Annotated in this window: 16 protein-coding genes; 12 read left to right on the top strand and 4 right to left on the bottom strand. The window is 38.8% G+C overall.

Translation table 11 applies throughout. The features are described from left to right. Position 1 precedes the first annotated feature (1 nt). Both LT143_RS17320 and LT143_RS17315 read left to right on the top strand, forming a co-directional pair. Complete coding sequence (locus LT143_RS17320; protein ID WP_246945123.1) at positions 2-703, top strand: LytR/AlgR family response regulator transcription factor; 702 nt, start codon at positions 2-4, stop codon at positions 701-703. 215 nt (positions 704-918) lie between these two features. Next, on the top strand, positions 919-1,890 hold the full coding sequence (locus tag LT143_RS17315) for a sensor histidine kinase (RefSeq protein ID WP_246945085.1): 972 nt from the start codon (positions 919-921) through the stop codon (positions 1,888-1,890). Positions 1,891-1,992: 102 nt separating this feature from the next. On the opposite strand, the gene LT143_RS17310 is transcribed toward LT143_RS17315, so the two are convergent. Together LT143_RS17310 and LT143_RS17305 are read right to left on the bottom strand one after the other, a co-directional pair. Continuing rightward, positions 1,993-2,877: a hydroxymethylglutaryl-CoA lyase gene (locus LT143_RS17310; protein ID WP_246945083.1), complete on the bottom strand. Its 885-nt coding sequence runs from the start codon at positions 2,875-2,877 to the stop codon at positions 1,993-1,995. After that, positions 2,877-3,545: a GntR family transcriptional regulator gene (locus tag LT143_RS17305; RefSeq protein ID WP_246945081.1), complete on the bottom strand. Its 669-nt coding sequence runs from the start codon at positions 3,543-3,545 to the stop codon at positions 2,877-2,879. Before LT143_RS17305 ends, LT143_RS17310 begins: the two co-directional genes overlap by 1 nt. A 182-nt stretch (positions 3,546-3,727) precedes the next feature. On the opposite strand from LT143_RS17305, the gene LT143_RS17300 reads away from it, so the two are divergent. The 6 genes from LT143_RS17300 (at position 3,728) to LT143_RS17275 (ending at position 9,547) form a co-directional block, all read left to right on the top strand. Continuing rightward, positions 3,728-4,930: a CaiB/BaiF CoA transferase family protein gene (locus tag LT143_RS17300; RefSeq protein WP_246945080.1), complete on the top strand. Its 1,203-nt coding sequence runs from the start codon at positions 3,728-3,730 to the stop codon at positions 4,928-4,930. An 11-nt stretch (positions 4,931-4,941) separates the two neighbouring features. After that, positions 4,942-6,366 (top strand): 3-isopropylmalate dehydratase large subunit, encoded by a 1,425-nt coding sequence (gene leuC, locus LT143_RS17295; RefSeq protein ID WP_246945078.1) that lies wholly within the window; start codon positions 4,942-4,944, stop codon positions 6,364-6,366. 1 nt (position 6,367) lies between these two features. After that, complete coding sequence (gene leuD, locus LT143_RS17290; protein WP_246945076.1) at positions 6,368-6,967, top strand: 3-isopropylmalate dehydratase small subunit; 600 nt, start codon at positions 6,368-6,370, stop codon at positions 6,965-6,967. 45 nt (positions 6,968-7,012) lie between these two features. After that, entirely contained in the window at positions 7,013-7,270 is a 258-nt protein-coding gene (locus tag LT143_RS17285; protein WP_246945072.1) for a hypothetical protein, read from the top strand. Between the two features lie 2 nt (positions 7,271-7,272). Then, positions 7,273-8,778 (top strand): sodium:solute symporter family protein, encoded by a 1,506-nt coding sequence (locus LT143_RS17280; RefSeq protein ID WP_246945069.1) that lies wholly within the window; start codon positions 7,273-7,275, stop codon positions 8,776-8,778. Between the two features lie 163 nt (positions 8,779-8,941). Beyond that, positions 8,942-9,547: a flavin reductase family protein gene (locus tag LT143_RS17275; protein WP_246945066.1), complete on the top strand. Its 606-nt coding sequence runs from the start codon at positions 8,942-8,944 to the stop codon at positions 9,545-9,547. A 323-nt stretch (positions 9,548-9,870) separates the two neighbouring features. Here LT143_RS17275 and LT143_RS17270 read toward each other — a convergent pair whose 3' ends face one another. Next, positions 9,871-10,155 carry a hypothetical protein gene (locus LT143_RS17270; protein WP_246945065.1) on the bottom strand — a complete coding sequence of 95 codons (285 nt, stop codon included), beginning with the start codon at positions 10,153-10,155 and terminating at the stop codon, positions 9,871-9,873. 159 nt (positions 10,156-10,314) lie between these two features. Beyond that, positions 10,315-11,769, bottom strand: a complete 1,455-nt coding sequence (locus LT143_RS17265; RefSeq protein WP_246945062.1) for an aminotransferase class V-fold PLP-dependent enzyme — start codon at positions 11,767-11,769, stop codon at positions 10,315-10,317. A gap of 353 nt (positions 11,770-12,122) precedes the next feature. Here LT143_RS17265 and LT143_RS17260 point away from each other — a divergent pair, with 353 nt between their 5' ends. The 4 genes from LT143_RS17260 (at position 12,123) to LT143_RS17245 (ending at position 18,367) form a co-directional block, all read left to right on the top strand. Continuing rightward, positions 12,123-12,656 carry a glycerol-3-phosphate responsive antiterminator gene (locus LT143_RS17260; protein ID WP_272495853.1) on the top strand — a complete coding sequence of 178 codons (534 nt, stop codon included), beginning with the start codon at positions 12,123-12,125 and terminating at the stop codon, positions 12,654-12,656. A 253-nt stretch (positions 12,657-12,909) separates the two neighbouring features. Next, complete coding sequence (locus tag LT143_RS17255; protein ID WP_246945059.1) at positions 12,910-14,922, top strand: alpha/beta fold hydrolase; 2,013 nt, start codon at positions 12,910-12,912, stop codon at positions 14,920-14,922. 93 nt (positions 14,923-15,015) lie between these two features. Next, positions 15,016-16,506 carry a glycerol kinase GlpK gene (glpK, locus tag LT143_RS17250; protein ID WP_246945056.1) on the top strand — a complete coding sequence of 497 codons (1,491 nt, stop codon included), beginning with the start codon at positions 15,016-15,018 and terminating at the stop codon, positions 16,504-16,506. Positions 16,507-16,699: 193 nt separating this feature from the next. Beyond that, positions 16,700-18,367 (top strand): glycerol-3-phosphate dehydrogenase/oxidase, encoded by a 1,668-nt coding sequence (locus tag LT143_RS17245; protein WP_246945053.1) that lies wholly within the window; start codon positions 16,700-16,702, stop codon positions 18,365-18,367. Positions 18,368-18,889 lie beyond the last annotated feature (522 nt).

The following is an 18,889-nucleotide window of genomic DNA, read 5'->3' as shown; positions in this document are numbered from 1 at the left end:
AATCATGAAGGTTGGTCTCGTAGATGATCGTATGATTGATCTAGATAAGCTGTTTGGAATTGTATCTGCTATTCCTGGAGTAGAGATTTTGTTCTCCACACAATCAGCAGAAGAAGCGTATGAACATATTAAACGTGAGGAAATTGACGTATTAATAGCAGATATTGAAATGCCTTGCCTATCAGGTTATGAATTAGCAGATATTATTCATTCTCATGCGTTAAATATAGCGGTTATTTTTGTAACGGCAAGTAGTGGGTATGCCGTACATGCTTTTGAGCTAAATGTCCACGATTACATCATGAAACCATTTCCGAAAGAGCGGTTAGTGAAATCCATTGAGAGGTTAATGGAAAAAACAAAGTCCTCTGAGATGACGGGTAGACTGTATATTAAGCAAAAAACAGACATTCACATCATTCAAAAAAAGGATATTGTCTTTATTGAACGTTCAGGTCGATCGACAACCATCTTTACGAAATCGGGTCCAATTAAAACCTATCAAACTCTTAATGAATTAGAAGGAGAGCTCCGAGAACGTGATTTTATTCGTTCCCATCGCTCTTTTATTATTAACATTCATTACGTAACGAACTTTTCGCTTTATGCGAAAAACTCTTATATGGTGAATTTTGAAGGAATAAAGGAACAGGCCATGATTACGAAAGATAAGGTGGACTTTTTACAGGAATATTATTTTTAAGGCTCTTTTCTAAAACTTTGTTGCTATTCAATCTTATCTTTCAGTAATTCCGCCATATTTAATATAATTAAACTAATTTTCTAAAGCTTAGAAAAGAGCAACTCTCTAAATTTAAAGCAGAGACTTTGAATTAACAAGTAAAAATCAGGCTTCCTGAGATTTTTACGAAAGCAACAATCTATACGAAAACAACCATTTAAAGGTGGAATGAGACATTGAATAAAGGACTTTTTTATTGGTGGGGTATTGGACTACTCTTCGTTGCACATATATATGCGATGTTTACATTCTCACGAATATTCTTTATGGCAAGCTTTATAGGACTCGCAGTCGCGGTTCTTTTATATAAGAAAAGCTTAAATAAGGCTAGTTTCCTCGATTTTAGAGTTACTAGTATTTGGTTTGCTATTCAAGGTATTCTTCTACTGGTTAATATAATTATTGAACAGGTGATCGTGCAAATACTAGTAGTTATTCTTTTTATATGTATAGAAGGAACTCGATATATTCTTAGTAATCAAGTGTCGACACTCGTTCAACTTCAGGACAACTACGAAGAGGAACGAGCGCAACTAAATGAAACGTTTAGAATGGTTAGAAGTGAGCGACATGATTTCTTAAAGCACGTCTCTGCCATGCAATTTTTATTAGAAAATGATAAGCATGAGGAAGCGAGGCATTATCTAAATCAGCTTGTTGGAACTTATGAAGAAACAAACTTAACGATTAAAGGTGAGCGGGGAGTTGTAGCAGGAATTCTCCATAAAATGTATAAGCAAGCTACTGATGCTGGGATCTCAATCGTGTATGATGTGGACTTACCCATCTCTTCACTTCCGATTTCAGATCAAAAGATGGTCGCTCTTTTAGGTAACTTATTAACAAATAGTATAGAAGCAGCTATTGAGTGGAAGGAACAAAGAGATTCGGAGGCTATTATTACATTACAATTTTATAAAAGAAGCGGTCTTTATCTATTAATTTGTAAAAATAGTAGCATGCCGATTCCGACCAATATTTTAGATGAGTTGTATGTTACATACGGCCATACTACAAAGAATGATGACCACGAGGGATTAGGTACGAAGCAAATATTTCATATAGTCAATGAACATCAAGGGTTTTTAGATTTTCAGTATAAGGACGAGGAGTTTATGGTGAAGATTAAGGTTCCAGCTATTTATTAGGACAAGGGGGCTGCATCCCAATTGGTAGTTAATTCTAGCAATTGAGATGTAGTTTATGGTGTATCCTAAGTCAGCTTGATCATCCCCACCTCTCCAACACTTTTACGCAATTCCTGCCTTAATCAACATACCATCCAATGAACGTCCCATCACTTCTTCCATCCATTTAGACGTTTCAACTAGCTTTTCTAAGTTAGCGTTTGTTTCGATCTTCATTCCGTGGAACATATTGACCATGTCTTCGGTGCATACATTGCCTACTGCTTTTGGAGCGAATGGACAACCACCTAAACCTGCTATGGAAGAGTCAAATTTCTTCACGCCAGCTTGATAGCCTGCTAGCGTGTTAGCGAGACCAAGTCCACGAGTGTTATGAAAATGTAGGCCTAATGTTAAATCAGGGCCAAAAGTAGAGAAGAAGGCATTCACTACGTTTTGAACTTGAGCAGGGTTTGCCATACCGGTTGTATCGGCAAGTGTTAACTCGGAGCAGCCAGCTTCTAAGAACTTTTCAGCAACCTGAAGAACATGTGCTAGTTGTACTTCCCCTTCAAATGGACAGCCAAACGCAGTCCCTAATACCCCAACAATCTTTCGGTCAGACTGAATTCCCTCTTTAATAACGGGCGTTAACTCTGTTACAGAATCGTTTACCGTTCGTTTTACGTTTTTTAGATTAAAAGAGTCACTTGTTGTGGTAACAACATGAAGAAACTCTACATCCGTCTTTAACGCTCGTTCAAGTCCAGAACGACTTAAGACAAGTCCACCATATCGCACACCCAGATCCTTCGGTAGTTGACTTAGGACTTCTTCAGCATCGGCCATTTGTGGTACGACCTTCGGATTCACAAACGAAACGGCTTCAATATTTCGAATACCAGCATCAATTAATCGATGAATCAGTTCTACCTTTTGAGCAGTAGGAATCAGTTTACATTCGTTTTGTAACCCGTCACGTGGACCAACTTCGCAAATTTCAATCATCATTCTTCCTCCTCTTGGGGGTGGTTATGTTTTATATTTTCTAAATGCCTTAATACATGATCTCTTCCTTGGTAAATATGTTCATGCATGGCAATTCTAGCTCTTTCTGGTTCTTGATGACGTATTGCTTGAAGGATAATTTTATGAAATTCGAGGGACTGCTGTAACTGAAACTGGTTGTACCAATAAAAGGATCGATAGACGATCGGTACCACCACGACCTTAGATAGGTGAAAATGAATGTGTGCGTTTTTAGCAGCACCCACAATGACTTCATGGAATTGTTGGTTGACATCAACAATTTCTTTAATACTAGCTAGATCCGATGCTTTACATTTATGAATGGCCTTTTCATAATGAAGGTTTGCAATTTCCATTCTCTCTAAATCTTCTTCTGTTCGGTATATGGCTGCTTGACTAGCAGCATACCCTTCTAAAAGAGTTCGAAGATCATAGATTTGACGTATATCTTCCGTTGTAAAATTTCGCACACTCACTCCACGTTTCAGAGGGACTACCAGTCCATCTGCTTCTAACTGCTTAATGGCCTCTCTAACAGGAGTTCTACTAAGATTTAGTTCTTTTGCGAGAGATTCTTCACCTAACCTCATGCCAGGTTCAAATCTACCATCAATAATAGCGCCTTTTATATATTTGTATGCATCCATATAAACACCTCATGATTATTGTATACAAAAAATATGTAAACAGCAATATTTTATAAATGAAAGCGGTTAAATAGTGTTATTTTGAGTGAAAAAACATAAAAAATAAATTGTTATTGACTTATTGTATACAAAGTATTAAATTGGTTACAAGATTAAGAAAATTTAAACAGGAGAGGAAAACCATGACAGAAACTAGACTCCCTTTAGAAGGATTACGTGTATTAGAACTTGGCACCTTACTGGCTGGCCCTTTCAGCGGGCGTTTACTTGCAGATTTTGGAGCAGAGGTCATCAAGGTTGAACCTCCGGGAAAATCAGATCCAATGAGAAATTGGGGAAAATCAAAGGATGGGGTTGGACTTTGGTGGCCCATTCAATCTAGAAATAAAAAATCAATTACATTAAATCTCCGAATGGAAGAAGGACAAGAAATCCTAAAGGAGTTAGTGAAAGAAGCTGATATTCTTATTGAGAATTTCAGGCCAGGAACGATGGAAAAGTGGAATTTATCTTATGAACAATTGAGTGAGATTAATCCCAAGCTAATCATGGTTCGTACTTCCGGATATGGTCAAACGGGACCATATAAAGACCGAGCAGGTTTTGGTAGTGTTGGGGAAGCGATGGGAGGACTCCGCAATGTGACTGGATTTCCTGATCGACCACCTACTAGAATTGGCGTTTCAATCGGAGACACGTTAACCGCACTTTTCGCAACGATTGGTTGTCTTGTTGCTGTTCATGAACGAGAGCATTCTGGCAAAGGTCAAGTAGTCGATACGGCACTATATGAATCTGTGTTTTCTATCATGGAAAGTCTCATTCCAGATTATTTGCTTGCGGGCTACATTCGAGAGCGAATGGGCAACGTGTTGCCTGGTGTGGCTCCTTCAAATATCTACTATACGGCTGATAAGACATATATCGTTATTGGTGCAAATGCAGACGGAGTATTTACTAGATTATGTGAAGCAATGGGGCAACCAGAACTAGCGCAAGATCCGAGATTCTCTACTCATCTTGCAAGAGGGGAAAATATGAAGTTATTAGACTCGTTAATTGAAGAATGGACGAAGTCACTGACAGCAAAAGATGCTCTTAAAGTATTAGCGGAAAAAGGGGTACCTTCTGGACTCATTTACACGGCAAAAGACATACTAGAAGATCCACATTACCAAGAAAGAGAAATGATTATAAAAGTAGATCACCCTGAACTAGGTGAATTTCCGATGCCAGGAGTTGTACCGAAGCTCAGTCGAACACCAGGTCAGGTAAAAGAGCCTGGAGCAGAGCGAATGGGTAAACACAATACTGAGATATATGGAGAACTATTAGGATTAACGACAGCTAGATTACAAGAGTTGGAGAAAGCGAACATTATTTAGGAGGTGAGTCAATGGGAAAGACACTTTATGAAAAGATTTGGGATCAGCATGTGGTCGTTGAGGAGGAAAACCTACCTTCGTTACTTTATATTGATTTTCACTTAATCAACGAAGTGACTTCACCACAAGCATTTGACGGTTTGCGAATGAAAAAACGTAAAGTTCGACGACCTGATTTAGCACTTGCCACAATGGATCACGCGATACCAACGACTAGTAGGCTATTGCCCTTCAGAGATGAGTTAGCAAAGAACCAAGTCGATGCACTCGCTAATAACTGTAAAGAATTTGGTATAAAAGTATTCGATTTGCATAGTGAGTACCAAGGGATTGTCCATGTCATTGCTCCTGAACTTGGTTTAACCCAACCAGGACAGACCATCGTTTGCGGTGATAGTCATACGTCTACACATGGTGCATTTGGGGCACTTGCGTTTGGGATTGGAACGAGTGAAGTGGAACATGTCTTAGCCACTCAGACGTTAAAACAATTTAAGTCAAAAACGTTAGAGATTAATGTAAGCGGTTCCTTGCCAACGGGTACAACAGCTAAAGATCTAATCCTTTCAATTATTGGAAAGTTTGGTCATGATTTTGCAACTGGCTATGTTATTGAGTATCGTGGTGAAGCCATTCGCAACCTTTCCATGGAAGAACGGATGACCGTTTGTAATATGTCTATTGAAATGGGTGGGCGAGCTGGACTAATCCAACCAGACGAAAAAACATTTGACTATATAAGAGGGAAAAAATACGCACCTAAAGGTGTAAAGTGGGAACAAGCATTAACAGATTGGAAGCAGTTTTATACAGATGCTGATGCAACCTTTGATCTTTCTGTGGAATTCGATGCTTCTAGCGTCATTCCACAAGTGACATGGGGGACAAATCCAGGGCAAGTGACCGGGATAACAGACCGGGTTCCTGTACCAGTTGAGTTACCTGCAGATCAAGTGAAAGCAGCAGAAAAAGCATTAGAATATATGGGACTACAGCCTGGAACAGTCATCACAGATATTCCGGTAACAAAAGTGTTTATTGGCTCCTGTACGAACAGTCGAATAGAAGACCTTCGAAAAGCAGCAAAAATCGTAAGCGGTTACAAGGTGTCTCCAGCTGTAGAGGCGTTGGTCGTTCCAGGCTCTCAGCTTGTAAAAAGACAGGCTGAAGAAGAGGGGCTTGATCAACTGTTTATCGAGGCAGGATTTCAGTGGCGTGAAGCAGGATGCAGCATGTGCCTAGGCATGAATGAAGATATTGTACTGCCAGAGGAGCGATGTGCGTCTACCTCCAACCGGAATTTTGAAGGTCGCCAAGGAAGGAAAGCGCGGACCCATTTAGTTAGTCCAGAAATGGCAGCAGCTGCCGCCATTAAAGGGCATTTTGTAGATGTCAGAACATGGGACGTCAAGTCTAATAAGGAGGTGAGACAATAAGATGTCCTTCTCTCGTCTTACTGCAACTGTTGCACCTCTTGATGTACCTAATGTTGATACAGATGCCATTCTACCCAAGCAGTTCCTAAAAAGAATTGAGCGCACAGGATTTGGTCAATTTCTCTTTTACGACTGGCGATATGAGAATGAAAAGGAAAGGCCAGAATTTGTACTCAATCAGGAAAGATATAAAGATGCCCCTATTTTACTTGCTAGAAAGAACTTTGGTTGTGGATCATCAAGGGAGCATGCGCCTTGGGCACTTTCTGACTATGGTATAAAAGTAATCATCGCTCCCTCTTTTGCAGATATCTTTTATAACAATGCGTTTAAAAATGCACTACTACCTATTATTCTATCTGATGAACAAGTGGATGAACTATTTACAAGAGTAAAAGAAGAAGGGTATCAACTGACAATTGATTTAGAGTATGAACGAATAGTAGATGACCAAGGATTTGAAGCAACCTTTACGATTGATCCATACAGAAAAGAACTCTTCATCTTAGGTTTAGATGAAATTGACGCTAGTTTACAACATGAAGATAAGATTCACTCCTTTGAAAAACATCACACCATACATTATCAACTAGAGGCATAACGCAAGAAAAAGAATGATTTGATAATAAGTGATAGGAGGATTTAAATGAAGAATAAGCAGGTAAAAGAACCGATTCAAACGAAATGGATTTGGGTTGTCCTTGTCCTCATCGTCCTTGCGATTGTACCGTGGTACTTCCCGCAGAGTGCAGTGGAGCCATTCATCCTTGGGTTTCCTTTGTGGGCCTTTATTTCTACCGTATTTTCCATTGTATTATGTGGGTATTTAAGCTGGTTGTGCATATCACATTGGAATATCGTAGAGGATGAAGAGGAAGCCGAAAGAGCCAAGGAGGTTAAATAACGATGAATCTTACGTTTGCAGGTATAGATGGTATTATTATTTTATCAGTTTTTGCGATTGTGATGCTTGTTATTGGGTATCTTTCAGGGCGTGGAGAAAAAGATCTTCACCATAGTCTATCAGGCTATTATCTGGCTGGAAGAAACCTAGGATTCATCGCTTTATTTTTCACACTATATGCGACTCAATATAGTGGAAACACGATTGTAGGGTATGCCCCAGCTGCCTATCGTACTGGTTTTCCTTGGTTGCAATCTATTTCGTTTATGACCATTATTATCGGGGTTTATCTACTATTTGCTCCACGCTTATATGTAGTGGCAAAACGTAGAAACTTTGTCACACCAACTGACTGGATTCAACACCGATTTAATTCTAAAGCTGTTACGATATTAAGTATCTTTTTAATGCTTTGGGGATTAGGAAACTATTTATTAGAACAGTTAGTAGCAATTGGTCAGGCGGTTTCTGGTATGACGGGTGGAACGATTCCCTATCAAGTTGCAGTTCTCGCCTTTATCTTTGTTATGCTAGTGTATGAGTGGATGGGTGGAATGAAGGCGGTTGCCTTCACCGACGTCATGCAAGGTATTATTTTAATGGTAGGAATTGTGGTTTTCCTTATTGGAGGATTATATTTAGTAGGTGGCAACTTTGCGGATGTTACTCGTTATATTCATGAAATGGAACCTGTGAAAACGGCTGTACCTACATGGGATGTCTCGGTTAACTGGTTCAGTATCCTACTATTAGTTGGATTAGGTGCTAGTATTTACCCACACGCTGTTCAAAGAATCTATTCTGCTCAAAGTGAGCGCACGTTAAAACGATCTTTTTCAAGAATGGCATGGATGCCACCGATTACAACGGGACTAGTATTCTTAGTTGGTATCATTGGTATTTCCTTGTATCCAGGTCTTGATAAAGCGGGATCAGAGCAATTAGTTGGTATGATGGCAAATGATATTGCCGCAATCAACCCGTTCTACTATTGGATGATGATTATCTTCTTCGGTGGTATTGTAGCTGCGATTGTCTCTACAGCTGACTCTGTATTACTTAGTTTCTCGTCTATGATCTCAAACGATGTGTACGGGAAGTTTATCAATCCAAGTGCCACCGAGCATAAAAAAGTAATGGTCGGAAAAGTCGTTGGTATTATTGCTGTATTCCTTCTACTATGGATTGCTTGGAACCCACCAGGAACGCTATATGAAATCTTTATCTTAAAGTTTGAATTGCTAGTTCAAGTATTCCCAGCCTTTGTATTAGGTCTCTATTGGAAAGGTCTAGAGAAGAGATCTGTATTCTGGGGGATGTTAGCAGGAGCTTTACTTGCAGGAATTTTAACATGGACAGGGAATAAAACAATCTATGGTATTCACGGGGGCGTACTTGGTCTCGGACTAAACTTCTTTATTTGTATCGTAGGTTCGTATATCTTCAAAGTCTCGAAGGATCAAGCTTCTAAAGTCGAGGAAGTTATTTCTTTAGATGTAAAGGCATAAGCTAGAGTTATTATAGAATAGTAGCTACCAGCTCCCTTAGGGTAGGTGGTAGCTTTTATTGTAGATGAAAGGAAATAACTTTTGGGATTTCCTTTTCTCGCATTTCTCTAGTAAATTTTCATCCTAACATATAATGTAGGTGTTATAGAAGGGAGATGTTCATGTGGAATTTAATCCATCAAAATTAGAAGTGAATCAAGTATATAAACTATTAAGTGGTTCTGTGGTGCCGAGACCGATTGCCTGGGTATCCACCATATCAGAAACAGGAGTCTTGAATCTAGCACCCTACAGTTTTTTTACAGTAGCCTCTAGGAATCCACCCATGCTATGTATTTCAGTGGGACCTGGAGTAGGAGATCGACAAGGTACGGAGAAGGATACATTAGTCAATATCAGGTCTCAAAAAGAGTTTGTCATCAACGTAGTTCCAACCTTTTTAGGTAACGAAATGCAGAAGAGCGCTGAAAACGTCCCAACGACTGTTGATGAATTTGAACTAGCAGGCGTTACGGCAATAGATAGCAGCGTCGTCAAACCTAAAAGAGTAAAAGAAGCGCCAATCCAAATGGAATGCCAACTCGAACAAATCATCCAGTTAGGTAGTGACCATTTAATTATCGGGAGAATGGTAAGATATCATATCGAAGAAGACTACTACTTAGGTAACTACAAAATTAATCTGGATAAGCTACAGCCACTAGGAAGGTTGGCTGGGAATTACAGTGAGAATAAGGATTTCTTTCGTTTGCCTAGGGTGGAGGAATAGATTTTAATATATTTTGTACAAGATCACCTGGAGAGTCGTGCTGGGTGATTTTTTTAATTTTTGAAGAAGAAAAGAAAATCACTAGGGATTTGTGTGGTCAGTCAATAGGAGTCATTAAGAGAGCGAAATTAGCCAACAGAACAAATGGATACTATTCATAGAGATTTAGTTAAACTCCAATAACTGTTGGGGAAATGTCCCTGTTTCGAGGATTCATCAAACACAATTCTTTACATGCTAAAAAGCCAAAGGAACTCGATTTCTCTCGTTTGTTAACAAACAGAACCGCTATAACCGTTCCTTTGGCCCAATAGTTATGATGCTTATGAAGCCAAATCCTTAACCGTTTCCTCTGCATCTGCTGGCTTCTGTGTGAACAAACTGACAACCACTGTTACGATAAGAGCCATGATAAATCCTGGAACGGCTTCATAGGTGACGCCGAAATTCCGGAAACATATACTAAATGCAATTAAATGAAGATACAACGGTAAGAGAGTTTGAGGAACAATTGTTACATTGTATGGAGAGAATAACAAAACTTGTTGATTCGGCTTTGGAAGAGTGGAGGAAGGGCTGATAGTCAATCTATAAAAAATGTGGTACAAGAGGGGCAGTTAAGTTAATCTAACCTATACTGTCCCTTCTTTATTTTAAAATATTAATGTTCTTTTCTAACACTTTGTTGTTTTATAATGAAGTTAAACTCACTTTAAACGATAAATGCCGTATGTATCGTTTAAAAAGAGCCACTATTAAAATACTTCCTACCATTCAAAAAGATTATAACTAGATTGGTCTACCTTTGATTTATGTTCGTACTCACCTGTAACCGAATCATAGATAAAATCGTTCTTCCATTGGTCATAGTGATGGATGATTTCTCTTATTGCAGTAATAAAGGTCTCTAATTCTTCAAAGGTATTGGTAGGATGAATAGAAACTCGTATCCAACCAGGTTTAGAAGTTAAATTACCTTGACTAAGTTCATCTGTAATATGTTTGGAAGTCGATTGGTCAATATTTAATAGATAGTGACCATATGTACCGGCACAAGAGCATCCTCCACGAACTTGAATCCCATACTTCTCATCAAGGAGTTTGACTAGCAAATTGTAAGGGATGTTATCGATATAGAAAGAAATCATTCCTAGTCGTTTCGCATTTTTACTTTTATGCCCCAATATATTAACCTCTTTAATCGAGGATAGGTGATGCCAAAGGTATGAAAACAAAGAATCTTTTCTCTCCATCATGTTGTTTTCCATCATTATATCTTTAAGCTTTATACAGAGAGCGGCACGTATGGTTTGTAAAAAGTTAGGTGTACCGCCATCTTCTCTTGTTTCAATATCATCGAAATATTTCTTTTCTCCCCACGGATTCGTCCATAAAACCGTCCCACCCCCAGCATGATCGGGGACTGTATTTTTGTATAAGGTAGAATCAAAAATTAACACACCACAAGACCCTGGACCTCCTAAAAATTTATGTGGTGAAAAGAATATAGCATCCAATTTTTCCATAGGGTCTGCAGGGTGCATATTTATTTCAACATAAGGGGCTGAGGCAGCAAAATCAACAAAACAAAAACCATCATACTCATGCATAATTTTCGCTAATTCGTGGTAAGGAGTCATGATTCCTGTTACATTAGAACAGGCAGTAAAAGAACCAATTTTCAGTGGACGACTTTTATATGTTTCTAGGAGAGCTTTTAAATGATTCGGTTCTACTTCACCTAGTTCGTTTGGTTCGACTACCACTACATCCGCGATGGTTTCTAACCAACTAGTATGATTAGAATGGTGCTCCATATGAGTGACAAATACAACAGGCTTATGATCTTCATCCAAGTTTATATAACTTTTAAATTTCTCTGGAACTTTTAATCCTAGTATTCTCTGAAACTTATTTATAACACCCGTACATCCTGATCCCTCAGTAATAATAACGTCATTAGAATCAGCATTTACATGTATTTTTAATAGTTGCAGAGCTTCATGATAGGCATTTGTCATAAAAGCCCCAGTAGAATTCGATTCAGTATGAGTATTTGCAACCATTGGTCCAAAAGTATGTAGCATCTTTTCTTCAAGAGGATGATATAAACGACCACTAGCGATCCAATCTAAATAAATAAGTGGTTTTTCCCCATAGGAAGTGGTAAGCGTATGGTTAATTCCAACAATAGAATTACGTACTTCTTCAAAAAAATTCATATCCTTACTCCTCTTTTAGTGGTTCTTTTATAAAAGTTTGTTACTTTCTAACATACTTTATCTGAAGTTAAGCTTATTCTAAGTGATAAAGTGACGTATTCATCGTTTAGAAAAGAGCGGCTTTCTAGATGAAAAGTAGAATACATTATACTAGTAAGTAAAAATCCAGCTTTTGGGATTATTACTAAAGCAACAATCTATACGAAAAGAGCCTTTTGAATTTACTTTACACAATTTTACCATTTACATAGCAAATTTTTCAGTTTTTATCTACTATCAGACAGAATTTTTTACATGCTATTTAGCGGTTGCTATGATGGAACTATAAACACTATAGATTGCAGGGTGATTGTTTGTTTAAACGAGTTATACCAGCTATTCGTCGAATGAAGGATTTTGAGAAAGTGTTGAAGACAGATCATGAACAGATTATCTATTTAGAGACACGTCTTTCACAGGTTGAAGTAATCGTGAGGTATGCGAAGCAACATAATAAGAAAGTGTTTATGCATGCAGATCTGATTCAGGGTTTAAAACCGGATGAATATGGTTTGGAATATTTGATACATAATGTGAAGGTGGATGGACTCGTTTCAACTAGAGCGAATGTGATTGACTTTGCTAAAAAACATAAAGTGATCAGTATTCAACGGTTGTTTGCCCTGGATAGCCATGCGCTAGAACGTAATTTGAAAGTAAGTCAAAAAATTCAACCGGATTACATTGAGGTGTTGCCTGGCATTATTCCGGATTTTATAAAAGAAATTAGTGAGGAAACAAAAATTCCCGTCATTGCAGGAGGACTCATCCGTACAGAAGAGGAAGTACAGCATGCACTAAATGGTGGGGCATTTGCGGTTACTACTTCCAATCGTGATTTATGGTGATTGTCACCATAAAAACATTGGAATAGGGTTTGACAACGTTTTCAAGGTAATATATACTAAAAATTAAGTTAATAATACGTGAAGAGACGACGGAGACACATTTATATTCTTTGGATAATTTATCTAAGGACGTATTGAATGTGTCTTCTTTTGTGTCTTCGGAATATGAAGCTGAAACCTACCATTTGTAGATTTCTGGCCATTATTTTTTGTTTTAATTTATTGGATATAAGTTAAGGAAGGGGAGGATTTTATGAAGAAAAAACCGTTCATTGTATTGGTGGTCTCATTAGTACTGGTTTTAATTGGTAGTTTAGTAGCTTCAAATTTTAATAGCTCTAGTGGGGATGTAGAGGTATCACGCATTTATTTTGATACACCTAAAGGGGAGCTATCTGGTCTATTATACAAACCAGATGGTGCGGATGAACAACCAAGACCGACCATTGTCGCGACTCATGGTTACCTCAACTCTGGTGAAATGCAAGATGCGCAAGCCATTGAAATGTCTAAGAGAGGATATGTGGTCTTAGCACTTGATCAATATGATCATGGACATTCAACTGGGAAAATGGAGAAACCTGTTCCGTTCTTCTCTTTCTGGCCGACTGCTATTTACGATGCAGTTCAGTATATGTATGAGCAAGACTATGTTCTAAAGGATGAAAAAGGGAATGGTATTATCGGCGTTACCGGTCACTCTATGGGAGGATTCTCTTCAACAAATGCAGTCATTCTTGATGAAAAAGACTTCCAAGAATCTGGAGTTAGAAAAATCTTTGCAGATTTAACAGTGGGTTCTGATTATCGTTGGGTTTACTTCTTAGAACTAACGGCTGAAGATATTAACAATGCATACGGACCAAGAACATCAGGTAAAATTGCTGGTCAATATGATGAATTCTTCTTCGATGCAGAGTCACAGGCAGCAGGTGCTACTGTTATTAAGAAAAACTATGTAGGGACGCCTGAAGGTGCAGGATTCTTAGGAAATCCAGAAAATCCTGAAGCTGGTAAGTTTTACGAAGTAAATGGTGGAAAACGTATCGTTTACCAACCAAACGAAACTCACCCATGGAATCACTTCTCAGCAGAATCAACAGCAAATGCGATTGATTTCTATGATACGGCTTTTGCCGATTATAGTGACTTAGTGACAATAGGTGAAACAGGTCAAACTTGGATGTACAAAGAGTGGTTCTCATTTGTGGCACTAATCGGATTCTTTATGTTATTCATTCCAGTTGTGACGCTGTTATCAAAATTACCATTCTTAAACAGCATCTATACGAAAAAACCAGAAGCTCTTCCTGAGGCAAAAACAGATGGAGGAAGACTAGTAGGCTTAATAATAGCTGTATTTAGTGGATTATTCCCAGCGATTTTCTTCCCAGCGTTATACAGTGGAAATGTTCCGGGAATGACCATCTTTAGACAAGGTATTATGATCTTTATTGCATTATCCGCGATCGTTCTCATTTACTCGCTAGTGAAAGGCTTAGGAAGCCATATCAAAAAGGGTTCTGTGATCGTTCTTGCATTAAGTATCATTCAGTATATTGTGTTAAGAAATCAAGCGAAAATCACAGCTACTACAGAGTTCTTTGGTGCACCAACTATTAATCCAATTATGTTCTGGGCGGTGAATGTTGCCTTACTAACGCTAATTATTATGGTCACGTTACACTATGCTTGGAGAAAAACAGAGGGGGCAACTCTTGCTCATTATGGAGTAAAAGCAAGTCCTAAAACGGTGATTGCTTCACTAGTGACAGCCGTACTGGCTCTAGTCATTGGATATGGTGTGCTTTACTTAGTGGATGCAGTATTCAAGGTAGACTTCCGTATTTGGACATTCGCAGTAAAAACGTTTGAAGATCAGCATGTGATTGCATTACTAAAATATGCACCACTCTTCTTCATCTACTACTTCATTGTAGGTCTATCGGTTAACATCAATACAGCAAATGCTAATTACGATGGATTTAGAGGGTATCTAATCTCCATTGCACACTTCATCGGTGGTCTCGTGCTTTACCTTGGCTATCACTATGGATTACTTTTCAGAACAGGTACAGCAGGTTATCCAGCAGAAGCACTTTCATCTATAATCGTAATTGGTCTGATTCCAGCATTATTAACGGCGGCTATTTTTAATCGCTATTTCTTTAGAAAGACAGGTAATGTGTATGTAGCAGCATTCCTTAACACGTTGTTAATGACACTAATTGCAGTTGCAAATACAACGCTTTATACAATCTTTTAATAAGATATAATAGAATTAAGAATGTAAGAGCGAGGGACTTTGGTCCTTAGCTCTTTTTTAAAAGGTAATATGAGTATTTGGGGAGGAATACGAATGGGAAAGTATATATTAGCACTGGACCAGGGAACGACAAGCTCTAGAGCCATTTTATTCAATAAAAACGGGGAAATCGTGAAAACCGCACAGAGAGAATTTGAACAGTTCTTCCCAAATCCTGGTTGGGTAGAACATGATGCCAATGAGATTTGGACGTCCATACTTGCTTGTATCGCGGATGTGCTACGTAAGTCAGATGCCGATCCAACGGATATTGCAGCCATTGGGATAACCAATCAACGGGAGACAACGGTTGTATGGGATAAACACTCAGGGAAACCTGTTTATAAAGCAATCGTATGGCAATCTCGTCAATCAGAAGCTATTTGCCGTGAACTAAAAGAAAAAGGCTATAACGAGCTTTTTACTGAAAAAACAGGACTGCTAATCGACCCTTATTTTTCTGGTACAAAAGTAAAGTGGATCCTAGATCATGTTGAAGGTGCGAGAGAAAAGGCAGAAAACGGGGACCTACTCTTTGGGACCATTGATACGTGGTTAGTCTATAAATTATCTGGTGGGAAAACGCATGTCACCGACTACTCAAATGCCTCACGGACATTAATGTACAATATTTATGAACTAAAATGGGACGACGACCTACTAGATATTTTAACCATTCCAAAGAGCATGCTACCTGAAGTGCGTCAATCTTCAGAAGTGTATGCACATACAGTAGACTATCATTTCTTTGGTCACAATGTTCCGATTGCTGGTATTGCGGGTGATCAACAGGCAGCGCTTTTCGGTCAGGCCTGCTTTGAAAAAGGAATGGCAAAAAATACGTATGGAACGGGCTGCTTTATGCTCATGAATACAGGGGAAGAAGGCGTGAAATCCGAACACGGTCTCTTAACCACCTTGGCTTGGGGTGTTGATGGGAAAGTAGAGTATGCAATAGAAGGAAGTGTGTTTGTAGCAGGTTCTGCCATTCAATGGCTCCGTGACGGCTTACAAATGATAGATCACGCACCAGAAAGTGAAGCCTTCGCAACGAAAGTAGATTCAACAGACGGTGTATATATCGTTCCGGCGTTTGTTGGATTAGGCACACCTTACTGGGATAGTGATGCACGAGGAGCTATGTTCGGTTTAACACGTGGGACAACAAAAGAGCATTTCATTCGTGCAACGCTTGAGTCGTTAGCGTATCAAACGCGTGATGTATTAGATGCAATGACTCTCGATTCAGGGATTGAGTTAAAATCACTTCGTGTCGATGGTGGAGCGGTAAAGAATAACTTCTTAATGCAGTTCCAAAGTGATATCCTAGGGGTCCCTGTCGATCGTCCAGTCATTAATGAAACAACCGCATTAGGTGCGGCCTTCTTAGCTGGCCTGGCAGTGGGCTATTGGTCCGGAAAAGAAGAAATTAGGAAACAATGGAAAATCCAACAAACCTTCACTAAACAATTAGAAGACGAAAAACGTGAAGAGCTGTACAATGGATGGAAAAAGGCAGTAGCTGCTACACGAGCATTTAAGTAACGCCCATTTATGGGGTAAATGCTTTATATCCTATGTGTAATATGATATAGTAAAGATAAGTTAATACATTGGCTGGAGATATCGAGAGACCACTTCACTCTTTTTTCGAGTAAAAACGAAAAGAGAGCTGTTGTGGTCTCTTTTTTTGTCGCCATTTTTGTGCATAACCAATGATATCGAAAGGATGGTCATCATGATATTTTCAAATCTAAACAGATCAGAAATTAAAGAAAAAATCCAAAGTGAAGCGTTAGATCTTTTAGTAATAGGTGGTGGAATTACAGGTGCTGGCATTGCATTAGATGCCATTATGCGAGGATTAAAAGTGGCTGTGGTCGATATGCAGGATTTTGCTGCAGGTACGTCAAGCCGTTCAACCAAGCTCGTTCATGGTGGGTTGCGATATCTGAAGCAATTAGAAATTGGAGTGGTGGCAGAAGTCGGGAAGGAGCGTGCCATTGTGTATGAAAATGGGCCGCATGTGACGACACCTGAGTGGATGATGCTTCCGTTCTACAAGGGTGGAACGTTTGGACCGTTTACAACCAATATCGGGCTACTGGTATACGACTTTCTGGCTGGAGTGAAAAAGAGTGAAAGAAGAAAAATGTTTAAGCCAGAAGTAGCGATGGAACGTGAGCCTCTATTAAAACGAGAAGGCTTAAAGGGAGCCGGCTATTATGTTGAGTATAAGACAGATGATGCGCGCCTTACACTTGAGGTGATGAAAAAGGCTGTTGAACAAGGAGCATATGCGCTTAATTATATGAAGGTTAGTGAGTTAGTGTATGAAAACGGGAAGGTAGTCGGCGTAAAGGTGGAAGATCTAACGGATGGATCCTTTCAAGAAGTAAGCGCGAAAAAAATCGTTAATGCTGCTGGACCTTGGGTAGACACTTTAAGGGAAATAGACCAATCCAAAAAGGGCAAGACTTTGCAATTAACAAAAGGCATTCACTTAGTCTTTGATGGCAAAAGATTCCCTTTAAAACAGGCAATCTATTTTGATACACCAGATAACCGGATGGTATTTGCGATTCCAAGAGAAGGGAAAACCTATGTAGGAACAACCGACACTGTCTATAAGGGCGACATTGCCCATCCAAAAATGACGGTGGCCGATCGTGACTACGTCCTAGAATCGATTAACTTCATGTTCCCTGAAGTTAAGATTAAAGCAGAAGATGTCGAGTCAAGCTGGGCTGGATTAAGACCCTTAATTCATGAAGACGGAAAATCACCATCGGAAATTTCCCGTAAAGATGAAATCTTCGTTTCAAATTCAGGACTTATTTCCATTGCTGGCGGTAAATTAACCGGCTATCGCAAAATGGCAGAAAGCGTCATCGATCTAGTCATCAAACAGCTTCACGAAGAAGAAGGTAAGCAATATCCACACTCCCAAACCAAGCATCTACCAATGTCCGGTGGAGATGTTGGTGGTTCTAAGGGATTTAAAACATTCCTACGTCATCAAACGAAAGTGGGAATGGAAATAGGATTAACAGAAGAAGTAGCGCATCAGCTTGTCTACCGATACGGTTCAAATGTAGAAACGGTTTTTAATAATTTCCTTACTGGGAAAGAAAAGGCGAAAGCGGAGAATCTTGACCCAGTTGTGTACGCAACGTTAAGATATGCAATTGACCATGAACTAATTTATAAACCAGTTGACTTCTTTATAAGACGGACAGGAGCCTTATTCTTTGCCATTGATTGGGTTCGTGAGCATATGGAGTCAGTTATGACATGTATGAAAAAGGAATTTGCGTGGTCAGATGAGCAAGAGAAGGAATATAGAGAAGAGTTACAAGACTTGGTTTATGAGACGGTTAATCCGGTGGAAGGGGAAGAGAGTTAAAATCTTTCCAAGAACAACTTCGTTATGTCTTGTGAATAGTAGATTAGAAGGATGTATATCTGCAGTAAGCCAACTAATGATTGAAAAAAAGATAGAGTCAGACCGGTAGATGATGAAGACAGTGGTTATACGGACACTGTCTTTTTCGTTATCTTAGTTTTCTAAAATAGGAATATCTCTACTTGTTTTAAACAAACGTTTGATTAAATGTTTCACTTTAACTGGTCACATAAGGTTTGATTTGTTAAATATTTAATATAACTTTAAGATGTGTCTTGAAACAATCATTCTAGAATATTTATATTTTGAAACAATGAGGGCATTGAAATAGTTTTGAAGATAAAGAGTAAATTTTCACCTTAAAATCATTAATAACCAGTAGAAGGAACTGAGCCTCAGTTCCTTCTACTGGTTATTTCATAACTTCAGTCATTATCAAAGGCTCTTTTCTAAAACTTTGTTGTTTTTTTAACCTACTTTATCCGAAGTTAAGCCTCTTCTAAACAACGAAATTACGTGTTT

Source organism: Bacillus pinisoli (genome assembly GCF_023036475.1).
Lineage (GTDB): Bacteria > Bacillota > Bacilli > Bacillales > SA4 > Bacillus_BS > Bacillus_BS pinisoli.
This window is presented reverse-complemented; position numbering and strand designations above follow the sequence as displayed.

Excerpts from the sequence above, each read along its gene's own strand:
- LT143_RS17245 (WP_246945053.1), top strand. The coding sequence starts at position 16,700 with ATGATATTTTCAAATCTAAACAGATCAGAAATTAAAGAAAAAATCCAA.
- LT143_RS17300 (WP_246945080.1), top strand. The coding sequence starts at position 3,728 with ATGACAGAAACTAGACTCCCTTTAGAAGGATTACGTGTATTAGAACTT.
- LT143_RS17280 (WP_246945069.1), top strand. The coding sequence starts at position 7,273 with ATGAATCTTACGTTTGCAGGTATAGATGGTATTATTATTTTATCAGTT.
- glpK (WP_246945056.1), top strand. The coding sequence starts at position 15,016 with ATGGGAAAGTATATATTAGCACTGGACCAGGGAACGACAAGCTCTAGA.
- LT143_RS17265 (WP_246945062.1), bottom strand. The coding sequence starts at position 11,769 with ATGAATTTTTTTGAAGAAGTACGTAATTCTATTGTTGGAATTAACCAT.
- LT143_RS17255 (WP_246945059.1), top strand. The coding sequence starts at position 12,910 with ATGAAGAAAAAACCGTTCATTGTATTGGTGGTCTCATTAGTACTGGTT.
- leuC (WP_246945078.1), top strand. The coding sequence starts at position 4,942 with ATGGGAAAGACACTTTATGAAAAGATTTGGGATCAGCATGTGGTCGTT.
- LT143_RS17310 (WP_246945083.1), bottom strand. The coding sequence starts at position 2,877 with ATGATTGAAATTTGCGAAGTTGGTCCACGTGACGGGTTACAAAACGAA.
- leuD (WP_246945076.1), top strand. The coding sequence starts at position 6,368 with ATGTCCTTCTCTCGTCTTACTGCAACTGTTGCACCTCTTGATGTACCT.
- LT143_RS17285 (WP_246945072.1), top strand. The coding sequence starts at position 7,013 with ATGAAGAATAAGCAGGTAAAAGAACCGATTCAAACGAAATGGATTTGG.
- LT143_RS17305 (WP_246945081.1), bottom strand. The coding sequence starts at position 3,545 with ATGGATGCATACAAATATATAAAAGGCGCTATTATTGATGGTAGATTT.